Here is a 22343-nt window from a genome sequence, read left to right as displayed (position 1 = left end):
GCTGCGCGCCCCGGAAAGGGGTCGCGTGCCCAGGCCCGCCAGACCCACTCGTATCAGGGGTATGACCGGAGACTTCGTCGCATTGACGCAACTCTTGCCAGCTCGGGTGTGCGACCGGAGGAACCCGTGGGCTGCGCAAGACCTATTCGGAAGCCATTCGTGACGCTGTTCGCGCGGCGATCGGTGCGGCTATTCCGGCAGGGCCGCCGGATTCTGCGCCAGCAGGCCGCCGTCCACGCGGTGCTCGGCCCCCGTGATGAACGACGAGCGCGGCCCCGCCAGGAACGCCACCAGCTCGGCCACCTCCTCCGGCCGGCCCACGCGGCCCAGCGGGTGGGCGCGGCCCCACTGCGCCACCTGCTCCTCCTGCGACAGCTCCCCCCGCCACAGGTCCGCCGCCCAGCGCAGCATGGGGGTGTCCACCGAGCCGGGGCAGACCACGTTCACCCTGATGCCGTCGGCCGCGTGGTCGAGCGCCATGGCCCTGGTCAGGCCGTTGAGCGCGGCTTTGCTCGCCGTGTACGCCGCCACCTGCGCCTGCGAGGAGAACGCCTGCACCGACGACATGATCACGATCGAGCCGCCGCCGCGCTCGCGCATCCGGGGGACAGCGGCCTTGCACGTGAGGTAGACGCCCTTGAGGTTGATGTCCAGCACCTCGTCCCAGACGTCCTCCGGGGTGTCCTCGACGGTGCCGTAGCGCTGCACGCCCGCGCAGGTCACCACGATGTCGAGCCCGCCGTACCTGGTCACGGCCAGGTCCACCAGGTCGCGCATCTCGCCGGCCCGGCGCACGTCGGCGATCCTGCCGGTGACGTGCTCGCTGTCCAGCTCCGCGTTCTTGTCGACCCCGCAGAAGACCACGGACGCCCCGCCGTCGGCCAGCCGGTCCACCACTGCCCGCCCGATCCCCATCGAACCGCCCGTGACCAGCGCCACCTTGCCGCCGAACTCATTCATGCCAGCACCTCCGCGCGCAACCTCAGCACCTTCGTCTCCTGCGGGTCCAGGGCCAGGGCCGTGCCGTTGGCCACGGCGGCGGCCAGGCCGTCGGTCGGCATGCTGGAGAACGGCTCCAGCCCGACCGTGTAGGCCCGCCCCCACCACGGGTAGTCCGTGGACGCGCCGAGCTCCTGCCACATCCACAGGTACGGCAGCAGCGCCGCCTCCCACTCCACCCGCATACCGATATCCCCCGAAATTTCGTACCAACCCTCGTCGAAGCCGGTCAGGTACACGATGTCGCTCGGCCCGCCCGGCCCCGGCACCACGCTCAGGTCCGTCTCGCCGCCGCCGTCGGCCGGCACGACCGGCCACTCCCACGGCCCGCCGGCCCGGACTCTGCGCCCGGCCGCCGGGTTGATCGCGCTCTCGTGCGGAATCACGCGCACACCCTCCGGCAGCCGGATCCGGGCCCCCGGGCGCAGGAACGGCAGCCCGTACACGATGTGCTGCCCCCACATGGCGTGCAGCGGCAGGTCCGACTCGTTGGTGGCCCGCCCCTCGATCTCCAGCGCCGCCGTGCCCGACCGCAGCCGGAAGACCTTCTCCACCCGGTACGGCAGCCGCCGCGTCCGCACGCTCAGCCGTACCGCGACCTCCTCGGGGGAGTCGGTCACGACCGCGCACTCCCACGGCAGCCCGGACACCTCGCCGTGCTGCGCCAGCCGCGCGCCGCGGTACTCGCTCGGCGCGCCGCCGTTGGGGAAGACCTCCTGCCAGCCGCCCTCGTAGTGGTCGACGAACTGGGCGACGTCGTCGGCCGCGCCCCGGAGGTGGTCGTGCGGGTCGCGCAGACCCTGCGGCGAGAGCCAGACGAAGTCCGTGTCCGTGGGCTTGTGCAGGAACTCCACCACGTCGCCGCCCTTGCCGGGCAGGGCCGTCACGCGCAGCCGCTCGTTCTCCAGCGTGACCGCCCGCAGCCCGGCGACGGTGCCGAGCCGCAGGCGCGCCGCCCAGTTGCGTCTCACCCGAACGTCACATCCAGGAACCGGGGCCGGTAGATGGAGACGTCGCGGTAGTGGTCGGTGTTGACGAAGCTGTTGACGTTGTACGACACCACGAGCCCGCCGCCGGCGATCTCGGGATGGGCGTGGGCGTTGTAGGTGAAGATGTTCCCGCCGGTCTCGGGCGTGGTGTAGACGTGCTGCCTGCCGGTGAACGGGCCGAAGGGGGAGCACGCGGAGTAGGCCACGATGTTCGCGCTCAGCGCCTCGGTCGTGTCATGCGTGATCAGCACGTATCCGGAGCCGACGCGGCTGACGCTGTACTCGTTCGCCACCCCGCTCATCACGCGCGCCGAGTCGGCCTCGCTCGCCGACCAGGTGCCGTCGGCCTTGAGGTACTCCCAGGCGCCGAGCAGGCTCTGCCCCTTGACCCGGGCGATGTGCATGTACTTGGGCGAGCCGAGGTCCTCGACCCCGTAGACGTAGGTGTAACCCCCGTCCTTGAGGGTCCCGGAGGCCCAGGAGACGCCGTGCTCCGACGGCAGGTCGTGCACGCTGATCGGCTGCTGGAGCCGCCCGGGGGCGAACCTGGCCAGCACGTTCCGGTGCCAGCGCCAGTCCCACGCCCCGGGGCCGTAGCGCTCGTACTCCTGGTAGGTGACCTCCACGATCCCGCCGGCCAGCGTCGCGTCACCGGCCCAGTACCAGTGGTTCTTGTCGCGCGGCGGCATGACGGCCTCCGGCTTCGCGGCCGTGCCGTCATGGATGGTGGACAGCCGGCCGTCCCGCTCGACGGCGAAGGAGTTGTTGAGGAAGACCGTCGTACCGCCCTCCTCGACCACCGGGGGCCGCGAGCCGTCGGGGTTGACCCGGCCGAGGAAGGTGTCGGAGAACACCCACAGCTCCCGCCCGCTCGGCAGCCTGAGCGAGTAGGTCCCGTCGGCGCCGGTCCAGTCGTTCAGGCTGCTGTTGTCGTTGCCGTAGGTGGTGAACAGGCTGGTCAGCCGGGTGTTCGTGGTGGCCCCTCTGACCGTGGGCGCGCAGGGTGAGGCGGCCGTGGCGGCCTGCTTCCCCTGCACGGGCGGTACGGGTTTGGGCGGGGCGGCCCAGGCTTGCTGCGGTACGGCCGTGAGGCCGAGCAACGCGATGGCGAGGGGTGCGAGGGCAGTGCGGAATCGCGTCATCACTTGTCCTAGGGGAGGGGGTTCCCTACAGTTCTAGTCATTAGATCACTTACTGTCTAGGCCTGTGTGAGCGAGCGGAAATCCGGGTGACCGCGTGGCGGGCGGCGGTTACCCTGCCAGGATGGGCCACGTTGAAGTAGGACATTTGACATACGTGCTGCCCGATGGGCGGCCCCTGCTCAACGACGTGTCCTTCAGGATCGGCGAAGGCGTCAAGGCGGCGCTCGTCGGGCCCAACGGCGCGGGCAAGACCACGCTCATGCGCCTGATCGCCGGCGACGTGCAGCCGGTGGAGGGCAGCGTGACCAGCTCCGGCGGGCTGGGCGTGATGCGGCAGTTCATCGGCAGCGTGCGCGACGGGAGCAGCGTGCGCGACCTGCTGCTGAGCGTCGCGCCACCCGCCGTGCGGCAGGCGGCCGACCGGCTCGACGCGGCCGAGCTGGCCATGATGGAGCGCGACGACGAGAAGACGCAGATGCGCTACGCGCAGGCCATCAGCGACTACACCGACGCCGGCGGCTACGACATCGAGGTGCTCTGGGACACCTGTACGGTGGCCGCGCTCGGCGTGCCCTTCGACCGGGTGAAATATCGGGACGTGTCGACGCTGTCGGGCGGGGAGCAGAAGCGCCTGGTCCTGGAGGCGCTGCTGCGCGGGCCCGACCAGACGCTGCTGCTGGACGAGCCCGACAACTACCTCGACGTCCCCGGCAAGGAGTGGCTGGAGCAGCAGCTCAAGGAGACGCCCAAGACCGTGCTGCTGGTCAGCCACGACCGCCAGCTCCTGGCGAACGCGGCCGGCCGCATCATCACCGTCGAGTCCGGAAATATCTGGATCCATGGCGGCGGCTTCACCACGTACGCCGCGGCCCGCAAGGCCCGCAACGAGCGCCTCGACGAGCTGCGCAGGCGCTGGGACGAGGAGCACGCCAAGCTCAAGGCCCTGGTCAACATGCTCAAGAACAAGGCGCGATACAACGACGGCATGGCCGCCGCCTACCACGCGGCCCAGACGCGGCTGCGCAAGTTCGAGGAGGCCGGGCCGCCGGAGGTGGCGCCGAGCGACCAGAACATCAAGATGCGCCTGCGCGGCGGCCGCACCGGCAAGCGCGCGGTCATCTGCGAGGGGCTGGAGCTCTCGGGTCTCATGCGGCCGTTCGACCTGGAGGTGTGGTACTCCGAGCGCGTCGCGGTGCTCGGCTCCAACGGCTCGGGCAAGTCCCACTTCCTGCGCCTGCTGGCGGGGGAACAGATCGCCCACGAGGGGGCGGCCAGGCTGGGCGCCCGCGTGGTGCCCGGTCACTTCGCCCAGACCCACGCCCGGCCCGACCTGCTCGGCCGCACCCCGGTCGAGATCGTCATGGCCGAGCACGCCAAGCTGAAGAACGAGGCCATGAAGGCCCTGGCCCGCTACGAGCTGGCCGGGTTGATCGCCGAGCAGCGCTTCGACACGCTGTCCGGCGGGCAGCAGGCGCGCCTGCAGATCCTGCTGCTCGAACTGTCCGGAGCCACGTTGCTGCTGCTCGACGAGCCGACCGACAACCTCGACCTGGCCAGCGCGGAGGCGCTGCAGGCGGGGCTGGACGCGTTCGACGGCACGGTCCTGGCGGTCACCCACGACCGCTGGTTCGCCGCCGACTTCGATCGCTACCTGGTCTTCGGCTCCGACGGCAACGTCTACGAATCCTCCGAACCGGTCTGGGACGAGGCCAGAGTGGTCCGTCAGCGTTAAAGACTTGGTACGGCTGGCGCGTGTCCACTGCCAGCCGTACCCATGCTCGGGTTATCACGGCAAAGTGATCCCGCGTAGCCGAACCGTCAGCCTCCTCGCACTCGGGGCGTTCTGCCTCTCCGGGTGCGCGAGTGAGGAACAGCCCGTACAACAGCTCAAGCCGCTCGCTCTCAAGGAGCAGGTCTCGAATATCGTGAAGTCCGCCGACGGGTACGCCGTCAACTGGGCGGGGGTGCTCAGCAACGCCAACCCGTGGCATTTCGGCGAGCACGTGGTGGCCACGATCGTCGGGCACGACGCCAAGGGCGCCGAGGTGCTCAAGATGGACCAGCCGCTCGACGCCGTGCCGCCGGGCGGGTCGCTGGCCTTCACCGGCCAGGCCAGCGCCACGCAGAAGCCGGCCAAGGTGACGATCCAGTACCGCCCCGCGCAGTGGCGGCCGGCGGCGCGGATCGCCTCGGCCTTCCAGCGGTTCCCGATCTCACGTGTCCAGACTTTGCGCCAGAAAGATGGCTCATACCTTATTACGGGATATGTCGGAAATCCTTATAAAATCTCGGCGACCACGCTCGTCGTGAACGCGTTGCTGCGCGACAAGTCGGGCAAACTGCTCGGTGGCGGCAGCACGTTCGTGGACGAGGTGGAGGCCGGCAGTCCGCCGCGCTTCATTCTCACCGTGACCGGCCTGCCGAAGGGCACCGAGGTGGCCAAGACCGAGATCGCCGCCAGGACCTGGGGATCCACCGGCCGCCCGTACGAGGACCTGGCCCTTTCCGGGGCCGTGCCCATGCACACGGTCAAGCCGACGAGCGAGCCGTTCGTGGTGGATCGGAGCACACAGGTAGTTTCCGAGCACAAGCAGTAAATCGCTTTTATAGCGCGATAGCCCGAATTATCAGCACGGAATTCGGGCGTCCTGCCCGACAAGCGATGCCATCGGCGTGGAACCGGTAGAACTACTAGTTACCGATCCATTACCTTCGGTTACATGAATGACCGCGTCCTGGTCGAAGCACTCCGCGCCCGTGATCCAGGAGCACTGACCGCGCTCTATGACGCGTACGCGGAGAGCGTCTACCGCTACTGCTGGTCCCTGCTCCTGAGCGCCGACAGCGCCCAGGTGGCGCTCCGCGACACGCTGATCGCCGCCGAGGCGCACGCCGGCGCCCTGGCCGACCCCGACCGGCTGGCCGCCTGGCTCTACGCGCTGGCCCGCGTCGAGTGCCTGCGCCGCAGGGCCGCCGCGCCGCCCGGCGCGGCGGAGGCGCTGGCCGAGGCGCCCCCGCTGGACGATCCGGCCGACGCCGACCTGCGCGTCATGGCGTGGAACGCCGTGCAGAGTCTGCCCCTGGCCGAGCGGGAGGCGCTGGAGCTCGTCCACCGGCACGAGCTGCCCGCCGCCGAGCTGTCCCAGGTGCTCGCCCTGCCGCCGCGCCAGGTGGAGCTGCTCCTGGCGGAGGCCCGCGAGCGCCTGCGCGACGCGATCACCGCCGAGATCCTGGCCAGGAAGGGTCCGTACGACTGCCCGCGGCGCGCCCGCATCCTGGCCGGGTTCTCCGGCGAGCTGACCCAGGAGATGCGCGAGCATCTCGTCAGGCACCTTCCGCGCTGCGAGGTCTGCGCGCCGCACCGCGCGCGCGAGATCTCGGCGGCCAAGGTCTACGAGCTGCTGCCCGGGGCCGTCCTGCCCGACTCGCTGCGCATCAGGGTGATGAGCTGCTTCGTCGATCCCGAGCTGCTGCCCTACCGCCGCTATGTCGCCAGGCGCAGCGGTGTGCTGGGCGCCGCCGGGTTTCCCGTTTCCGCGGGCAGGCAGGGCCGGAAGTGGCCTCAGGCGCTGGCGGGCGCGCTGGCGGCGGTCGCGGCCGTGGTGGCGATAGCGGTGATCTTCGATCAGATCGGGAGGGAGAACGGTGGGGTGACAGGTGTCGCGACGGCCGCGTTCCCGGCGACGGGCGAGCCGCCCGGGATCCGATTGCCCTGGCAGGCCGATCCCCAGGACGCGCCGCTGACCGTGGTGCCCATCCTCGACAGCACCTCGACGCAGCCCCTCGGGGTGACCGGGTCGCCGACGCCGGGGCCGCCGGCCGCGGTGCCGTCGTACGTCCAGTCCTCGCCCACCGGCGGCCCGCCCCCCTCGTCACCTCCGCCCGACCCCGGCTCCGATCCCGGGCCCGAGCCGAGCCGGCCGCCGGAGGAGCCCCCGACGAAGGTCCCACCGACCGACGCCCCGCCCGAGGAGCCGCCACCGTCCGGCCCCGGCACGCGGACGCCCTGCCCGACCCCGACGCCCACCCCCACGCCGACTCCCACCCAGACCCCGACCCCGACCGCCACGCCGACGGAGACGGCCACCCCCACGCCCACCGAGGAGCCCTCGGTCACCCCGTCGGAGACGACGAGCTGACGTGAGGAGTCTTTACGTTACGTGAGTGAATGGCCGGGAACTGTGTGCATAGAGTAACCATCCGTGGTCAGGGGGACCTATGCGCGCATTTCGGGCCGGGCTCCTCGTGGGCTGCCTGCTGGTCGCCCTGTGCCCGCCGGTCGAGGCCGAGCCCGGCCCCTCCTCGCGCGACGTCAAGAAGGCCCGCCAGGCCGTCCGCGACCGGTCCCAGGACCTCAGCCGGACGACCGCCGAGCTGGTCACCGCGCAGTCGCGGCTGGACGAGCTGGCCGCCCAGGTGGAGCGGCTGGTCGAGGCGTACAACGGGGAGGTCGTCCGGCTCCGGCAGGCCGAGGAGGCGTACGCGCAGGCCAGGGCACGCCTGACGGCGGCCGACGCCGAGGTGGAGCTGGCCCGGCGGGACGTGGCCCTGCTGGCGGCCGAGAGCTACGGCGGGCTGGGACTGATGAAGCCGGTCGTGGGCATGCTCGTCGACCGGGGCGGCACGGACGGGTTCCTGCACCGGGCGGGCGTGCTCGGCCACCTCAGGGGTGAGCGGTCGGCGATCCTGGGCCGGATGCGCGACGCCCAGGAGGTCGCGGCGATCCTGCGGGCCCAGGCCGAGGGCGCGTACGCGGCTCGGCAGGCGGCCGCCGAGCGCGCCCGGCAGGCCAAGATCGCCGCCGAGACCGCGGTGGCCGCGCAGCGGCGCGACACCAGGGAGCTCACGGCGCGCAAGGAGAGCCTGCAGCGTCAGGTGGACGCGGCCCGCAGCCGCGCGGAGCTGCTGGCCAGGCGGCGCGCGGCGGCCCTGGCCGGGCTGGTGACCGGCGGGTCGACCATGGGCGACGCGGCCGCGAACTGGGCGCTCACCCAGCTCGGCAAGCCGTACGTGTGGGCGGCCGACGGCCCGGAGACCTACGACTGCTCGGGCCTGTCCATGCGGGCATGGGAGAAGGCGGGCGTGCGGCTGGACCACTGGACCGGCACGCAGTGGACCGCCGGCCCGCACGTGCCGCTGGACCAGCTGCGCCGCGGCGACCTGCTCTTCTTCGCCCACACCGGCGACCCATCGACCATCCACCACGTCGGGATCTACGTCGGGCGCGGCCAGATGGTGCACGCTCCGCAGACCGGCGACGTGGTGCGGGTCGCCTCGATCTGGCGCGGGGACCTGGTGGGCGCCACCAGGCCCCGCTGAGGGGGCTCTAGTGGTGCCCCTCCTCCTTGGCCCGCCGGAACGAGCGCTCGATCTCGGCCTCGGCCTCGATGCGGCCGACCCAGTTGGCGCCCTCGACGGACTTGCCGGGCTCGAGGTCCTTGTAGACCTCGAAGAAGTGCTGGATCTCCAGGCGGTCGAACTCCGACACGTGATGGATGTCCTGGATGTGATGCATCCGGGGGTCGGTGGACGGCACGCAGAGCACCTTGTCGTCACCGCCCTTCTCGTCGGTCATGCGGAACATCCCCACCGCCCGGCACGTGATGTAGCAGCCGGGGAACGTCGGCTCCTGCAGCAGCACCAGCGCGTCCAGCGGGTCGCCGTCCTCACCGAGGGTGTGCTCGATGAAGCCGTAGTCGGCGGGGTACTGCGTGGAGGTGAACAGGAGCCGGTCCAGCCTGATCTTCCCGGTCTCGTGGTCCACTTCGTACTTGTTCCGTTGCCCCTTGGGAATCTCAACGACAACGTCGAACTCCACCGCGGTTCCTCCGCTCAGGCCCCCGGGCACCCCCGGCTGGGCGTTAATGTCTCGTAGGCGAACACAGGAGAGAGGGCAGGCGACGTGGCGCGGCGCGACCGGTGGGTGATGCTGACCACTCTCGCCGTGCTCCAGGCCCTGACGATCGTCACCGGCATTTATGCGATGACCACCGAGTTCAGCCTTGGCGTGCTGACGAGCGGGTCTTCACCGACCAAGCCGACGGCGTCACCGGCGGAAGGCACTCCCCCCGTCCCCGTGGTCACCTCCGGACCTGTGCTGGCCCAGCTGTCGGCGAGGTCAGGAGACGGACCTCTCCCGACTAAGGGTACTTTGACGCGGCAGCTCACCAGCGCCCTGGGTGACAAAGCGCTCGGCGGCCGGGTGGGCGCGGTCGTCATCGACACGGTGACCGGCGAGCAGCTCTTCGCCGCCAATCCCGACATGGCGGTCACCCCGGCCTCCACCACCAAGATCGTCACCTGCGCCGCCGCCCTGGCCTCCCTCGGCCCCGACACCCGCCTGTCCACCAGGACCGTCCAGGGCGCCAAGCCGGGCACCGTCGTCCTCGTCGGCGGCGGTGACCCCCTCCTCGCCGGCCCCTCGGCCAAGCCGACCTACCCGAAGCAGGCCGGCCTGGCGACCCTCGCCGCCCGTACCGCCGCCACCCTCAAGTCCCAGGGCGTCCGCAAGGTCACCCTGTCGTACGACACCACGCTGTTCACCGGCACCCCGAAGGCACCCGGCTGGAAGCCCAACTACATCCCCGACGGCGAGGTGGCCCCCGTCTACGCCCTGACCATGGACGAGGGCCGCCAGGACCCCCGCTTCCGCAGCCCGCGCGTGCCCAACCCGCCCCAATACGCCGCCGCCGCCTTCGCCAAGCTCCTCGCGAAGCAGGGCATCTCGGTCGCGAAGTCCGTACGCCCGGCCAAGGCCCCGGCCAACGCCCCCGAACTGGGCAAGGTGGACTCGGCCCCCCTCTACTCCCTCGTCGAGCACACCCTCACCCGCAGCGACAACGACCTCGCCGAGGCCCTGATGCGGCACGTCGCGCTCAAGGAGGGCCAGCCGGCGTCCTTCGCGGGCGGCGCCAAGGCCGTGGTCGCCGTGCTCCAGCGCCTCGGCGTGGCCCAGAACGTCTCCCTCGACGACGGCAGCGGCCTGTCCATCCGCAACCGCATCAGCCCGAACGCCCTGGCCAAGGCCCTCGCCCTGGCCGGCTCCGCGAGCCACCCCGACCTGCACGCCATCGCCTCCGGCATGCCGATCGCGGGCTTCACCGGCACGCTGGGCAACGGCCGCCGGTTCACGGGGAAGGACAGCAAGGGCCAGGTGGGCCTCGTACGCGCCAAGACCGGCACGCTCAACAACATCAACACGCTGGCGGGGATGGCGACGACCAAGGACGGGCGGCTGGTCACGTTCGCGTTCATGGCCGACCAGGTGCCGGTGAACGCCGAGCCCGTACTCGACCGGCTGGCGGCGACCGTCGCACGTTCGTGACGGCGGTCCTTCGCAGCGTCGAGGAGAACCACGTACGGTGGACGTTATGCAGGTGATCGACTGGGATCTGGCCGTCACGACCGGCACGCGCCTGGTGCGCCCCGGTCCTCAGGTGAGCCGGGAGGAGGCCAGGCAGGCCGTCACCGAGCTCCGCACCCTGTCACGTGAGGCCGAGGGCCACGTGCGCGAGTTCACCAAGATCCACACAGAGACCGCGCCGCAGCCCGCGACCATCGTGGACCGGCCCGGCTGGATCAAGGCGAACGTCGAGGGCTTCCGCGTGGTGCTCGAACCGCTGACGCAGCGCATGAGCAACGGCTCCAACGCGCCGCCGGCGATCGTCACGGCCGTCGGCTCCCGCATCACGGGCGTCGAGGTCGGGGCCGTGCTGGCCTTCCTCGCCTCGCGCGTCCTCGGACAGTACGAGCTGTTCCTCCCGCCCGACCCCACGGGCCAGGAGGCCGCCGGCCGCCTGACGCTCGTCGCCCCCAACATCGTCCACGCCGAGCGTGAGATGAACGTCAACCCGCACGACTTCCGCCTGTGGGTCTGCCTCCACGAGGAGACGCACCGGGTGCAGTTCACCGGTGTGACCTGGCTGCGCGAATACGTGCGCTCGCAGATGACCGAGTTCCTGCTCGCCTCCGACCTCGACCTGCCCACACTCCTCGAACGCCTGCGCAACGCCGCCGACACGGTGGCCGACGTGGTGCGCGGCGGGGAGGGCAACCTCATCGACGCCATCCAGTCGCCCGGCCAGAAGGAGATCCTCGACCGCCTGACCGCCGTGATGACCCTCGTGGAAGGCCACGGGGACTACGTCATGGACGCGGTGGGGCCCTCGGTGGTGCCCTCGGTGGCCGACATCCGCGCCAAGTTCGCCCAGCGCCGCGAGGGCGGCTCCCGCCTGGACCGCACGGTGCGGCGGCTGCTGGGGATCGAGGTCAAGATGAAGCAGTACGCGGAGGGCTCGGCCTTCGTCCGCAAGGTGGTCGGCCAGGTGGGGATGGACGGCTTCAACAAGGTCTGGACGTCCCCGGAAACCCTCCCGACGACCCCGGAGATCGCCGACCCGGACGCCTGGATCAGCCGCGTGATCGGCACCCCGGCCCTTCCGGCCTGACCCACCCGCCCATCGCCCGCCGACCGCTCCGGCCTGACCACCGCTCGCCGGCAAGCCGCGCCGCATACGCCGCGTCGGCGGGTCGGCGCGGTGGAGCTGCGTGCCCGTTCCCGGCCCCCAGCCGGGCGTAAAGGCGGGCCGGGCCGCGCAAGCAGCCCCGCAGGGCTTGCGTCGGCGGGTGGCCGTACGGCGGGCCCGGCGCCCGTTCACGGTGCCCGGCCACTCGGGCAGTCCGTGTGCGCCGTAGCCGGTTCGCCGCCACCGCTGCGCCCACTTCGGCCAGCAGGTCATGCGGTGCACCCGCAACCCGCTCCCGCACAGCGCCGCGTCGGCGGGTGGCGGTGCGGCGGAGCCCGGCGCCCGTTCATGGTGCCCAGCGGGGCGTATTGGCGAGTGGGGCGCGCGTGGGCAGCGCCGGCGGGCGCCCGTTCCCGGTGGCCGGTCGTCCAGGGGCGTGTGGGTGGCGCGATGGTGGGCGGGGAGCCGGGACAATGGCAGCCGTGGGCCCACAACCAGCCGTAGCCGACGTCCGCAGGGCAGTGCGTGAGGCGCTGGCCGACGTACGGCAAGGCGCGCTGATCCTCGCCGCGTGCAGCGGCGGAGCCGACTCCCTGGCCCTGGCCGCCGCCCTCGCGTTCGTCGCCCCCCGCATGCACCTGCGCGCCGGCCTGCTCACCGTCGACCACCAGCTCCAGCCCGGCTCCGCCGAACGCGCCAGAACGGTGGCGGACCTGGCCCGCGACCGGCTGGGCCTGACCCCGGCCGAGGTGCTCACCGTGACAGTGGGTACGGCGGGCGGCCCCGAGGCGGCGGCCAGGGAGGCCCGGTACGCGGCCCTCGCGGAAGCCGCCGACCGCCTGGGAGCGGAGGCCGTGCTGCTCGGCCACACCAGGGACGACCAGGCCGAGACGGTCCTCCTGGGCCTGGCCAGGGGCAGCGGACCCCGTTCGCTGTCCGGCATGGCCGCCAGGACCGGCCGTTACCGCCGCCCCCTGCTCCACCTCCCCAGATCCACCACGGTCGCCGCCTGCCGGGCCCTGGGCCTCGACCCCTGGGACGACCCGCACAACGAGGACCCCCGCTACACGAGGGTCCGCGTCCGCCGGAAGGTGCTGCCCGTGCTGGAGGCGGAGCTCGGTCCGGGGGTGGCCGAGGCGCTCGCCAGGACCGCCGGGATGGCGCGCGAGGACGCGGACGCGCTCGATCAATGGGCCGAGACGGCGTACCAGAATTGCGCTCTTAGCGATATCGGCGTGTCGATAAAGCTCGCGGTGGCGGAGTTGGAGAAGCTGCCCGATGCCGTCAGGCGAAGGGTGTTGCGGAAGGCGGCACTCGCCGCGGGAGCCCCGTCCGGGGCTCTGTCCGCCACCCATGTGCTCGCCGTGGACCGGCTGATCACGCGCTGGCGCGGGCAGAAGGCCGTGGACCTGCCCGGGGGTCTGTCCGCCGCACGGCGGTATGGCACCCTGATATTCGCCATCAGTCCCATCCCGTAAGGAACCACAGGTGGACGCTGCCGACATGGGCAATGACCTGGAAAAGGTCCTCATTCCCGAGGACGAGCTCCAGGCGAAGATCAAAGAGCTTGCCGGGCGGATCGACGAGGATTACGCGGGTCAGGACGTCCTGCTCGTGGGCGTGTTGAAGGGCGCCGTCATGGTGATGGCCGACCTGGCCAGAGCGTTGCACGTCCCGGTGCAGATGGACTGGATGGCGGTGTCGTCGTACGGTGCGGGCACCAAGTCCTCCGGCGTCGTACGCGTGCTGAAAGACCTCGACACCGACATCTTGAACCGTCATGTGCTGATCGTCGAGGACATCATCGACTCGGGCCTGACCCTGCACTGGCTGCTGGAAAACCTGAAGTCGCGCAATCCGGCCTCGTTGGAGATCTGCGCCGCGCTGCGCAAACCCGATGCCGTGAAGGTGCCGATCGACGTCAAATATGTGGGCTTCGACATTCCCAACGAGTTCGTCATCGGTTATGGGCTCGACTACGCCGAGAGATACCGGAACCTGCCGTTCATCGGAACTCTGGCACCACACGTTTATAAGTAGCACTCTCCGCCATGGCCGGGAACATCGCGCAACGTGACGTACGTTGATAGGGCAAGACCGGTGTAGCGGCGGGTCCCTCCGTGCGCTCTGCCGGTGTACCTTCAGACTCCGGAAGGGTGACCGTGCGTCCCCTTCGGGTAGTCAGAAGTCGCGGTGTCGGATGCCGCGGCCCCGGGCATGCCCGGGGTTCCAGGCCATGGTCAGGAAGGGACGGGCCCGCAAGGGGTTCCGCATCGGATGGATCTCAAGCGATTTACACGTGGGCCACTGCTGTGGATCCTGGGCATCGTCGTGCTGCTCCTGCTCGTCACCCAGCTCTGGAGTGGCGGCGGTAGTTTCAAGCAGGCGGACACGTCCACGGTTCTTCAGCAGATTCGCGCCGGAAACGTCAGCAACGCCAAGATCGTCGACAAGGACCAGCGCATCGAGCTGACGTTGAACAGCCCGATCGTGGTCAAGCAGGGCGACACCCCGACCAAACTCATCCAGTCCTACTGGGTCACCGGTTATGGCGCCAAGCTGACCGACGAGCTGGAAGCTCAGGTCGCCGCGAAGAAGACCAAGAGCTTCACCACCGACGTGCCGCAGGAAAACTTCCTCGTCAGCATCCTGGTGAGCTTCCTGCCGATCGTCATCATCGTGCTGATCTTCCTGTTCGTCATGAACCAGATGCAGGGCGGCGGCTCGCGGGTGATGAACTTCGGGAAGTCGAAGGCCAAACTCATCACCAAGGACACCCCCAAGACCACGTTCGCCGACGTCGCGGGTGCCGACGAGGCCATCGAGGAGCTCCAGGAGATCAAGGAGTTCCTGCAGGCCCCGGCCAAGTTCCAGGCGATCGGCGCCAAGATCCCCAAGGGCGTGCTCCTGTACGGCCCGCCCGGCACCGGTAAGACGCTGCTGGCCCGCGCCGTCGCCGGCGAGGCCGGTGTGCCGTTCTACTCGATCTCCGGCTCCGACTTCGTCGAGATGTTCGTCGGTGTCGGCGCCTCGCGTGTTCGCGACCTGTTCGAGCAGGCGAAGGCCAACGCCCCGGCGATCATCTTCATCGACGAGATCGACGCCGTCGGCCGCCACCGCGGCGCCGGCCTGGGCGGCGGTCACGACGAGCGCGAGCAGACGCTCAACCAGCTGCTCGTCGAGATGGACGGCTTCGACGTCAAGGGTGGCGTGATCCTCATCGCCGCCACCAACCGGCCCGACATCCTCGACCCGGCGCTGCTGCGTCCCGGCCGGTTCGACCGGCAGGTCACCGTCGACCGCCCCGACCTCGAGGGCCGCAAGGGCATCCTCAAGGTCCACGGCCGCGGCAAGCCGTTCGCGCCCGACGTCGACCTCGACGTCATCGCGCGCCGCACCCCCGGGTTCACCGGCGCCGACCTGGCCAACGTGATCAACGAGGCGGCCCTGCTCACCGCGCGGGCCGACCAGAAGCTGATCTCGATGGACGTCCTCGAGGAGTCGATCGACCGTGTCATGGCAGGGCCCGAGCGCAAGACGCGGGTCATGTCCGACAAGGAAAAGAAGATGATCGCCTACCACGAGGGCGGTCACGCGCTGGTGGCGCACGCGCTGCCCAACTCCGACCCGGTGCACAAGATCACGATCCTGTCCCGCGGCCGCGCGCTCGGCTACACGATGACGCTGCCGATGGAGGACAAGTTCCTGGCCACCCGGTCGGAGATGATGGACCAGCTCGCGATGCTGCTCGGCGGCCGCGCGGCGGAGGAGCTCGTCTTCCACGAGCCCACCACCGGCGCCTCCAACGACATCGAGAAGGCCACGGCCGTCGCCCGCCGGATGGTCACCGAATACGGCATGAGCGAGCAGCTCGGCGCCCGTAAGTTCGGCACCGGCCAGGCCGAGGTCTTCCTGGGCCGCGAGATGGGCCACGAGCGCGACTACTCCGAGAAGATCGCCTCCACGATCGACGAGGAGGTCCGCCGGATGATCGAGACGGCGCACGACCAGGCGTGGGACATCCTGGTCGAATACCGCGACGTGCTCGACAACCTGGTGCTGCAGCTCATGGAGAAGGAGACCCTCTCCCGCGACATGGTGCTGCAGATCTTCGCGCCGGTGGTCGTGAAGGAGCACCGTCCGTCCTACGCGGGCTACGGGAAGCGGCTCCCGTCCGACCGCCCGCCGATCCTGACCCCGAAGGAGCAGTCGGCCAACGGCTCGCTCACCACGGGGCACCAGGACGCCCTGCCGTCAGGGGACAGTGCGTGACGCAGGACCACGTCGACCTGGGGCGGATCGAGAAGGCCGTTCGCGAGATCCTCTACGCCATCGGCGAGGATCCCGATCGCGACGGCCTGCTCGAGACCCCGTCCCGGGTCGCCCGCGCCATGGCCGAGCAGTATTCGGGGCTCGGCCAGACGCCCGAAGAGGTGCTCAACAAGGTCTTCGACGTCGACCACGACGAGATGGTGCTCGTCCGTGACATCGAGGTCTACTCGACCTGCGAGCACCACCTCGTTCCGTTCCACGGGCTGGCCCACGTGGGCTACATCCCCAACGAGAAGGGCCAGGTCACGGGCCTGTCGAAGCTGGCTCGCCTGGTCGACGTGTTCGCCCGCCGGCCCCAGGTCCAGGAGCGCATGACCTCCCAGATCGCCGACTCGCTGATGCGGGTGCTGGAGCCGCGCGGGGTCATCGTGGTGGTCGAGGCCGAGCACCTGTGCATGACGATGCGTGGCGTGCGCAAGCCGGGCGCCAAGACCGTCACCTCGGCCGTCCGCGGCAGCTTCCGCACCAGTGACAGCACCCGATCCGAGGCCATGGCGCTCATCCTGGGCCGCTGAAGACCGAACGGGGTACCCACGATGTCACCAGGTGTGGGGAAGCGCCTAGGCTTGGCCCATGACTAGCGTGCCCATCAGCGTGCCGGGAGGTGCGGAGCGGTGCCTCGTCATGGGTGTGGTCAATGTGACGCCCGATTCGTTCTCCGACGGCGGCATGTGGTTCGACGAGGCGGCCGCCATCCGGCACGGCCTTGACCTGGTCCAGGAGGGCGCCGACATCGTCGACGTGGGTGGCGAGTCCACCCGCCCGGGTGCCGCCCGGGTGCCCCTGGAGGAAGAGCTGGCCAGGGTCGTCCCGGTGATCAGGGCGCTGCGCGCCGAGGGAGTTCCGGTCAGCGTCGACACGATGCGGGCCGAGGTCGCCAGGGCCGCGGTCGAGGCGGGCGCGCAGCTCGTCAACGACGTGAGCGGCGGGCTGGCGGACCCGGAGATGGCGCGCGTGGTGGCCGCGACCGGAGTCGCCTACGTGGTGATGCACTGGCGCGGTCACAGTCATGACATGGACACCCGCGCCGTCTACACCGACGTGGTCACGGAGGTGCGCGAGGAGCTGAGCAAGCGCGTCGATCTGGTGCTGGCCGAGGGCGTCACGGAGGAGCAGATCGTGCTCGACCCGGGCCTCGGCTTCGCCAAGAACGCCGAGCACAACTGGGCGCTGCTGGCCGGGATCCCGCGGCTGGCCGAGCTGGGCTACCCGCTGCTCATCGGGGCGTCGCGCAAGCGATTCCTGGGGCGGCTGCTGGCGGCTCCCGACGGCACGCCCCGGCCGTTCAGTCGCAGCGACGACGCCACGCTGGCCGTGACCGCGCTGGCCGCGCACGCGGGCGCCTGGTGCGTACGCGTGCACGAGGTAGGTCCCAATGCCGATGCCGTGCGCGTGGCCGCCGCATGGAAGAGAGCCGGAGCCAACACATGAGCGTCGACACCGCCGCCATCGAGACGGTCAACCAGGAGTTCTACGCCGCGATCGAGAGCGCCGATCTCGACAAGATGACCGAGATCTGGGCCGAAGACTCCACCGACGACCAGGTGAGCTGCGTGCACCCGGGCTGGACCCTGCTGACGGGCCGCTCGGAGGTGCTGCGGTCGTGGGCCCTGATCATGGCGAACACCACCTACATCCAGTTCGTGCTGACCGACGTCAACACGACCGTGCTGGGTGACGTCGCCGTCCTCACCTGCGTGGAGAACATCCTGACCGCCGGGGAGGAGGGTGAGGCCAGCTTCGCCGCGGGCAAGGTGGTGGCGAGCAACGTCTACATCCGCACCTCGCAGGGCTGGCGGTTGTGGATGCACCACGGCTCGCCGGTGCTCCAGGGAGACGACGACGAGGAGGAGGAAGGCGAGCTTGAGCGCTGATCGCATCGCTCTCAAGGGCCTGCGGGCCCGGGGGAGGCACGGCGTGCTCGCTGCCGAGCGGGAGCTCGGGCAGGAGTTCGTGGTGGACGCGACGCTGTTCCTCGACACCGCGCCGGCGGCGGCCGGCGACGACCTCACCAAGACCGTCCACTACGGGGAGCTGGCGCAGGCGCTGGTCGCGGTGGTGGAGGGCGAGCCGGTCGAGCTGATCGAGACGCTCGCGCAGCGCCTGGCCGACGTGTGCCTGGCCGGAGAGCTGGTGCACAAGGTGGAAGTCAGCGTGCACAAACCGGCGGCGCCGATCCCGCTGCCGTTCGACGACGTGATCGTGACCATCGAGCGGAGCCGCGCATGAAGGTCGTGCTCTCTCTCGGCAGCAACCTGGGACACCGGTTCCAGACGTTGCAGGGTGCCGTGGACACGCTGTTCGACGCCCCCGGGCTGGAGTTCGTCAAGGCGTCGCCCGTCTACGAGACCGACCCCGTCGGGGGGCCCGGCGGGCAGCGCCCGTACCTCAACGCGATCGTGATCGCGGAGACCACGCTGGAGCCGCGCACGTTGCTGGAGCGGGCGCAGGGCGTGGAGAACGCCTTCGGCCGCGTACGCGCGGAGCGCTGGGGGCCGCGCACGCTCGACCTCGACCTGATCGTCGTGGGCGAGACCGTCTGCCACGACCCCGACCTCACGTTGCCGCACCCGCGGGCACACGAGCGCGCGTTCGTGCTCGTGCCCTGGTCGAAGGCCGACCCCGAGGGCCGGCTGCCCGGCCACGGCCTGGTGGCGGAGCTGCTGGAGGGGGTCGACAGGCAAGGTGTACGCCTGCGCGAAGACCTGAAGCTGCAGAGGCCCGATTGAAGCTGAAGCCCACCCACCCCGGCCACCTGGTCGGCATCGTCGTCGTCGTGGCCCTGCTCACGATGGCGGCGATCAGCCCGTTCTACTCCGAGCTGCCCCTCATGCCGTGGACCGCGATCCCCACGGTGCTGCTGCTGGCCCTGGGCGAGGGCTACACCGCCTGGGCGACCAAGGCCAGGATCGACCGGAAGCCGGGCACCAAGCCGGTGGAGCCGCTGGCCGTGGCCCGGCTGGCGGCGCTGGCGAAGGCGTCGGCGTACGCGGGGGCGGTGTTCGGCGGCGTGTTCGCCGGGTTCGCCCTCTACACGGTCCGGATCCTCGACCGCGACACGCCCAGGGGCGAGTTCTTCGTCGCGACGGCGTCGTTCGTGTCCTGTGTCGTGCTGATCTGCGCCGCCCTCTACCTGGAGCACGCCTGCCGCATCCCCAAGGAGCCGGACGACCAGAAGCGGGACTAGTTGTGCTCGCCCAGCCCTTCGACGGCCGGGCGGGCGCCGGCGGTCAGCCGGTCGTGCCACATCTCGCGCTGGAGCAGGCGCAATGCGCGGCGCAGGACGTCGCTGGGCCGCTCACCTTCCCGCAGGGCGGCGCGGATGATCCGCTCGTCTTCGGCGTTGGCCCGGAAGGCGATGTCAGCCATGCTCTGAGCTTATGGATCCGCCGACACCCTTGTCCCGCATTTGCCTGACCGGGGTGCGGCGGCGGCCGAAGAGGTATATGACCGGGGCCGTGCAGATGAGGGGCCCGATGATGGCGATCGGCCGCTCCAGCCACCACACCAGGTCCGGCGGGATCTGGTCGCCGAGGGTGCCGAACAACCACCACGACAGCCCCAGCGAGATGGCCATCCCGGTGGTGTGGAACAGGAACAGCGGCAGCGAGTACCGGTTGATGAAGTCGTTGACCCGCTGCCAGCTCGGCCGCTCCAGCACGCGTTCCATGGCCGGCCGCAGCACCTCGACCAGCCCGATCTGGAACAGCAGCAGCGCCACGATCACGAACGTGGGCGGCGCCATGTTCGACCATTTGTCACCCGGCACGCCCACCATGGAGCCGGGGTAGATGCCCGAGTAGACCAGCCCGAACAGCGCGAACAGCCCCGTCCACAGCAGGGCCACGTCATAGCGCCTGGGCAGGACCACCACCCGGTCATAGAAGAACCCGGCCTGGTGCGCCAGCCCCCAGACGATGACCATGTTGAGCCAGCCCACCCCGTCGATCCCGTACCGGAAGCGCAGCACGTCCACCACCAGCGCCGCGCCGCCGAGCCAGATCAGGGTCAGCACGTCGTAGCGCCGGTGCAGCCAGAGCGAGACCGGCAGCAGCGCGATGAGCACCAGGTAGACGCCGAGGAACCACAGCGGGCTGAGCACCAGCAGCACCACCCGCCACATCCAGTCCACCCCGAACGTGTACGTCACCACCGCCCCGATGACGACCCACACCCCGGACAGGAACAGCGCCGGTAAGGCGAGCGCGCGGATGCGCCGCCAGACGAACGAGCCGATGCCCACGCCGCGCGTCTGGGCCCGGCGCCAGGACAGCAGGTGGACGTGCCCGCCGACGTAGAAGAACAGCGGCAGCACCTGCAGCAGCCAGGTGAGGATCCACAGTCCTGAGGTGAAGCCCAGCGGGCTGGTGGGCTCGGGCCCGTGCGGCTTCCACTGCAGGATGGTGAACGCCCAGTGCCACACCACCACGACGATCAGGCTGAGCGCCCGCAGCCAGTCGACGTATTTGTCGCGGTCAGTGGCGTCGGCGGCCTTCACTTGTCGATGTCACCCACCACGAAGAACATGGAGCCGAGAATCGCCACCATGTCGGCCACGAGGTGACCGGGCAGCATCTCGCGCAGCACCTGGATGTTGCTGTAGGAGGCCGAGCGCAGCTTGAGCCGCCACGGCGTCTTGTCCCCCTTGGAGACCAGGTAGTAGCCGTTGATGCCGAGCGGGTTCTCCGTCCACGCGTACGTGTGCCCCTCCGGCACCTTGAGCACCTTCGGCAGCCGCTGGTTGATCGGCCCGGGCGGCAGCGAGCGCAGCCGCTCGACGCACGCCTCGGCCAGGTCGAGCGAGACCTTGAGCTGTTCGAGCAGGACCTCGAACCGGGCGTGGCAGTCGCCCCCGCTCCGGGTGACGACCTTCACCGGCAGCTCGGGGTAGGCCAGGTACGGCTCGTCGCGGCGCAGGTCGAAGTCGACCCCGGAGGCGCGGGAGACGGGGCCGCTGACGCCGTACTGCATGATCTGCTCCCGGGTCAGCACCCCCACCCCCTTGGTCCGGGCGACGAAGATCTCGTTGTGCAGGATGAGGTTCTCGATGTCGGGCACGCGGCGCCGGGTCTCCGCGACGGCCTCGGCCACCCGGTCGAGCCAGCCGAGCGGCAGGTCCTCCTTGAGCCCGCCGACCCGGTTGAACATGTAGTGCATGCGCCCGCCGGAGATCTCCTCCATGACGGCCTGGATGCGCTCGCGTTCATTGAAGGAGTAGAACAGCGGCGTCATCGCGCCCAGCTCGAGAGGGTAGGAGCCGAGGAACATCAGGTGGTTGAGCACCCGGTTGAGCTCGGCCAGCAGCGTGCGCGCCCACACAGCCCTGACCGGCGGCTCCATGCCCAGCAGGCGTTCGGCGGCGAGCACCACGCCGAGCTCGTTGGCGAAGCCCGACAGCCAGTCGTGCCGGTTGGCCAGCATGATGATCTGACGGTAGTCGCGCACCTCGAACAGCTTCTCCGCGCCCCGGTGCATGTAGCCGATGATCGGCTCGGCGGTGGCGATGCGCTCGCCGTCGAGCGTCAGCCGGAGCCTGAGCACCCCGTGCGTGGACGGGTGCTGAGGGCCGATGTTGAGAATCATGTCCTCGGTGGCCAGCTCTTTCGCGCCCGCGCCGATTCCGACCACACGTTCCGTCATACGGCCATGCTGCCACCGTCGCCGCTGGTGATCCAGCAGGGGGGTTGGTCAAGACATGGCATGGAAATGCATCCCGAAGCCGGACATGGGGAGGAATATCGGGAACGGGGGGAGAAATCACCATGAAGAGAGTTCTTTTTGATGTGGCGGCACTGATCGCGCGAATCGCCACCGGCGTGATCTTCGTGGCCCACGGGTGGCAGAAGTGGGCAAGCGGCCACGGCGCCACCACGCAGGGCTTCAGGGACATGCAGATCCCGATGCCCGAGCTGGCCGCCGGGTACGCGATGTTCGTCGAGACCGTGGGCGGCATCCTGCTGATCCTCGGCCTGCTGGTGCGCCCGGTGGCGCTGCTGCTGCTGCTCAACATGCTCGGCGCGATCGCGTTCGTGCACGGGGGCAAGGGCATCCTGACCGAGGGCGGCGGCTGGGAGCTGCCGGGGGCACTGGGCGCGCTGTGCCTGCTGTTCCTGGCGCTGGGCGGCGGCCGGATCGGGCTGGACGGCATCTTCAACGCGATGTTCCGCCGGCGCTCGGAGCGGCGCGCGGCCGAGGACGACCTCGCCGCCTACACCCCGGGCAGGACCACGGGCACGACGCCCACCGGCCACGCCGGCGGGCCCACGACGCCCGCGGAGACGACTCGGGAGCAGCCGGACGTGCCCAGGCAGCCGGCCGCACCCACCTCCGGCAGGCTCAACGACGAGGACATGAGGGACATCGACGCCCTGGTCTCGGACGAGCCGCCGCAGCACCGCAAGCCGCCGAACCGCTGA

23 protein-coding genes are annotated in these 22343 nt (G+C 70.3%); 16 read left to right on the top strand and 7 right to left on the bottom strand.

Annotated elements, in window-relative coordinates; genetic code table 11:
* Nucleotides 1-189: 189 nt before the first annotated feature.
* The 3 genes from AB0J69_RS12030 to AB0J69_RS12020 are packed head-to-tail and all read right to left on the bottom strand — an operon-like array spanning nt 190 to nt 3130.
* A complete protein-coding gene (locus AB0J69_RS12030; RefSeq protein WP_364115813.1) occupies nt 190-960 on the bottom strand; it encodes an SDR family oxidoreductase in 771 nt (256 codons plus the stop codon).
* The gene (locus AB0J69_RS12025) at nt 957-1970 is read right to left on the bottom strand and encodes a DUF4432 family protein (RefSeq protein WP_364115810.1); all 1014 of its coding nucleotides are present in this window, start codon (nt 1968-1970) and stop codon (nt 957-959) included. The genes AB0J69_RS12030 and AB0J69_RS12025 overlap by 4 nt, the downstream gene beginning before the upstream one ends.
* Entirely contained in the window at nt 1967-3130 is a 1164-nt protein-coding gene (locus tag AB0J69_RS12020; RefSeq protein ID WP_364115807.1) for a DUF4185 domain-containing protein, read from the bottom strand. The genes AB0J69_RS12025 and AB0J69_RS12020 overlap by 4 nt, the downstream gene beginning before the upstream one ends.
* A 121-nt stretch (nt 3131-3251) precedes the next feature.
* Here AB0J69_RS12020 and AB0J69_RS12015 point away from each other — a divergent pair, with 121 nt between their 5' ends.
* The 4 genes from AB0J69_RS12015 to AB0J69_RS12000 all read left to right on the top strand — a co-directional run bounded on the left by AB0J69_RS12015 (nt 3252) and on the right by AB0J69_RS12000 (nt 8449).
* Nucleotides 3252-4862 carry an ATP-binding cassette domain-containing protein gene (locus AB0J69_RS12015; RefSeq protein ID WP_364115804.1) on the top strand — a complete coding sequence of 537 codons (1611 nt, stop codon included), beginning with the start codon at nt 3252-3254 and terminating at the stop codon, nt 4860-4862.
* Nucleotides 4863-4926: 64 nt separating this feature from the next.
* Nucleotides 4927-5727 carry a hypothetical protein gene (locus tag AB0J69_RS12010; protein WP_364115801.1) on the top strand — a complete coding sequence of 267 codons (801 nt, stop codon included), beginning with the start codon at nt 4927-4929 and terminating at the stop codon, nt 5725-5727.
* Nucleotides 5728-5850: 123 nt separating this feature from the next.
* The gene (locus tag AB0J69_RS12005; protein ID WP_364115798.1) at nt 5851-7269 is read left to right on the top strand and encodes a sigma-70 family RNA polymerase sigma factor; all 1419 of its coding nucleotides are present in this window, start codon (nt 5851-5853) and stop codon (nt 7267-7269) included.
* 79 nt (nt 7270-7348) lie between these two features.
* A complete protein-coding gene (locus AB0J69_RS12000; RefSeq protein WP_364115795.1) occupies nt 7349-8449 on the top strand; it encodes an NlpC/P60 family protein in 1101 nt (366 codons plus the stop codon).
* Nucleotides 8450-8456: 7 nt separating this feature from the next.
* Here AB0J69_RS12000 and AB0J69_RS11995 read toward each other — a convergent pair whose 3' ends face one another.
* Nucleotides 8457-8948, bottom strand: a complete 492-nt coding sequence (locus tag AB0J69_RS11995) for an inorganic diphosphatase (protein ID WP_106243463.1) — start codon at nt 8946-8948, stop codon at nt 8457-8459.
* 84 nt (nt 8949-9032) lie between these two features.
* Between AB0J69_RS11995 and dacB the strand changes: the two genes are divergently transcribed.
* The 11 genes from dacB to AB0J69_RS11940 all read left to right on the top strand — a co-directional run bounded on the left by dacB (nt 9033) and on the right by AB0J69_RS11940 (nt 19114).
* Nucleotides 9033-10454, top strand: a complete 1422-nt coding sequence (gene dacB, locus AB0J69_RS11990; RefSeq protein ID WP_364115791.1) for a D-alanyl-D-alanine carboxypeptidase/D-alanyl-D-alanine-endopeptidase — start codon at nt 9033-9035, stop codon at nt 10452-10454.
* 46 nt (nt 10455-10500) lie between these two features.
* Nucleotides 10501-11577 (top strand): zinc-dependent metalloprotease, encoded by a 1077-nt coding sequence (locus AB0J69_RS11985; protein ID WP_364116282.1) that lies wholly within the window; start codon nt 10501-10503, stop codon nt 11575-11577.
* A 491-nt stretch (nt 11578-12068) separates the two neighbouring features.
* On the top strand, nt 12069-13073 hold the full coding sequence (gene tilS, locus AB0J69_RS11980; protein ID WP_364115788.1) for a tRNA lysidine(34) synthetase TilS: 1005 nt from the start codon (nt 12069-12071) through the stop codon (nt 13071-13073).
* A gap of 10 nt (nt 13074-13083) precedes the next feature.
* On the top strand, nt 13084-13635 hold the full coding sequence (gene hpt, locus AB0J69_RS11975) for a hypoxanthine phosphoribosyltransferase (RefSeq protein ID WP_364115785.1): 552 nt from the start codon (nt 13084-13086) through the stop codon (nt 13633-13635).
* Between the two features lie 237 nt (nt 13636-13872).
* Nucleotides 13873-15867 carry an ATP-dependent zinc metalloprotease FtsH gene (gene ftsH / locus AB0J69_RS11970; protein ID WP_364115782.1) on the top strand — a complete coding sequence of 665 codons (1995 nt, stop codon included), beginning with the start codon at nt 13873-13875 and terminating at the stop codon, nt 15865-15867.
* On the top strand, nt 15864-16442 hold the full coding sequence (folE, locus tag AB0J69_RS11965) for a GTP cyclohydrolase I FolE (protein ID WP_364115779.1): 579 nt from the start codon (nt 15864-15866) through the stop codon (nt 16440-16442). The genes ftsH and folE overlap by 4 nt, the downstream gene beginning before the upstream one ends.
* A 109-nt stretch (nt 16443-16551) precedes the next feature.
* Nucleotides 16552-17358, top strand: coding sequence for a dihydropteroate synthase (folP, locus tag AB0J69_RS11960; protein WP_364116279.1), 807 nt, complete (start codon nt 16552-16554; stop codon nt 17356-17358).
* Nucleotides 17355-17801, top strand: a complete 447-nt coding sequence (locus tag AB0J69_RS11955; protein ID WP_364115776.1) for a nuclear transport factor 2 family protein — start codon at nt 17355-17357, stop codon at nt 17799-17801. Before folP ends, AB0J69_RS11955 begins: the two co-directional genes overlap by 4 nt.
* Nucleotides 17791-18156: a dihydroneopterin aldolase gene (gene folB / locus AB0J69_RS11950; protein WP_364115773.1), complete on the top strand. Its 366-nt coding sequence runs from the start codon at nt 17791-17793 to the stop codon at nt 18154-18156. Before AB0J69_RS11955 ends, folB begins: the two co-directional genes overlap by 11 nt.
* Complete coding sequence (folK, locus tag AB0J69_RS11945) at nt 18153-18656, top strand: 2-amino-4-hydroxy-6-hydroxymethyldihydropteridine diphosphokinase (RefSeq protein ID WP_364115770.1); 504 nt, start codon at nt 18153-18155, stop codon at nt 18654-18656. The genes folB and folK overlap by 4 nt, the downstream gene beginning before the upstream one ends.
* Nucleotides 18653-19114, top strand: coding sequence for a DUF3180 domain-containing protein (locus tag AB0J69_RS11940; RefSeq protein ID WP_364115768.1), 462 nt, complete (start codon nt 18653-18655; stop codon nt 19112-19114). Before folK ends, AB0J69_RS11940 begins: the two co-directional genes overlap by 4 nt.
* On the opposite strand, the gene AB0J69_RS11935 is transcribed toward AB0J69_RS11940, so the two are convergent.
* Genes AB0J69_RS11935 through AB0J69_RS11925 form a run of 3 tightly spaced genes read right to left on the bottom strand, consistent with a single transcriptional unit; the run spans nt 19111 to nt 21567 of the window.
* Complete coding sequence (locus AB0J69_RS11935) at nt 19111-19296, bottom strand: hypothetical protein (RefSeq protein WP_364115765.1); 186 nt, start codon at nt 19294-19296, stop codon at nt 19111-19113. The genes AB0J69_RS11940 and AB0J69_RS11935 overlap by 4 nt on opposite strands.
* Complete coding sequence (locus AB0J69_RS11930; protein WP_364115762.1) at nt 19289-20425, bottom strand: acyltransferase; 1137 nt, start codon at nt 20423-20425, stop codon at nt 19289-19291. The genes AB0J69_RS11935 and AB0J69_RS11930 overlap by 8 nt, the downstream gene beginning before the upstream one ends.
* Nucleotides 20422-21567 carry an NADH-quinone oxidoreductase subunit D gene (locus AB0J69_RS11925; protein WP_364115759.1) on the bottom strand — a complete coding sequence of 382 codons (1146 nt, stop codon included), beginning with the start codon at nt 21565-21567 and terminating at the stop codon, nt 20422-20424. The genes AB0J69_RS11930 and AB0J69_RS11925 overlap by 4 nt, the downstream gene beginning before the upstream one ends.
* Nucleotides 21568-21689: 122 nt before the next feature.
* Between AB0J69_RS11925 and AB0J69_RS11920 the strand changes: the two genes are divergently transcribed.
* Complete coding sequence (locus tag AB0J69_RS11920; protein ID WP_364115757.1) at nt 21690-22343, top strand: DoxX family protein; 654 nt, start codon at nt 21690-21692, stop codon at nt 22341-22343.

Source organism: Nonomuraea sp. NPDC049709, from assembly GCF_040674815.1.
Taxonomy (GTDB): Bacteria; Actinomycetota; Actinomycetes; order Streptosporangiales; family Streptosporangiaceae; genus Nonomuraea.
This window is presented reverse-complemented; position numbering and strand designations above follow the sequence as displayed.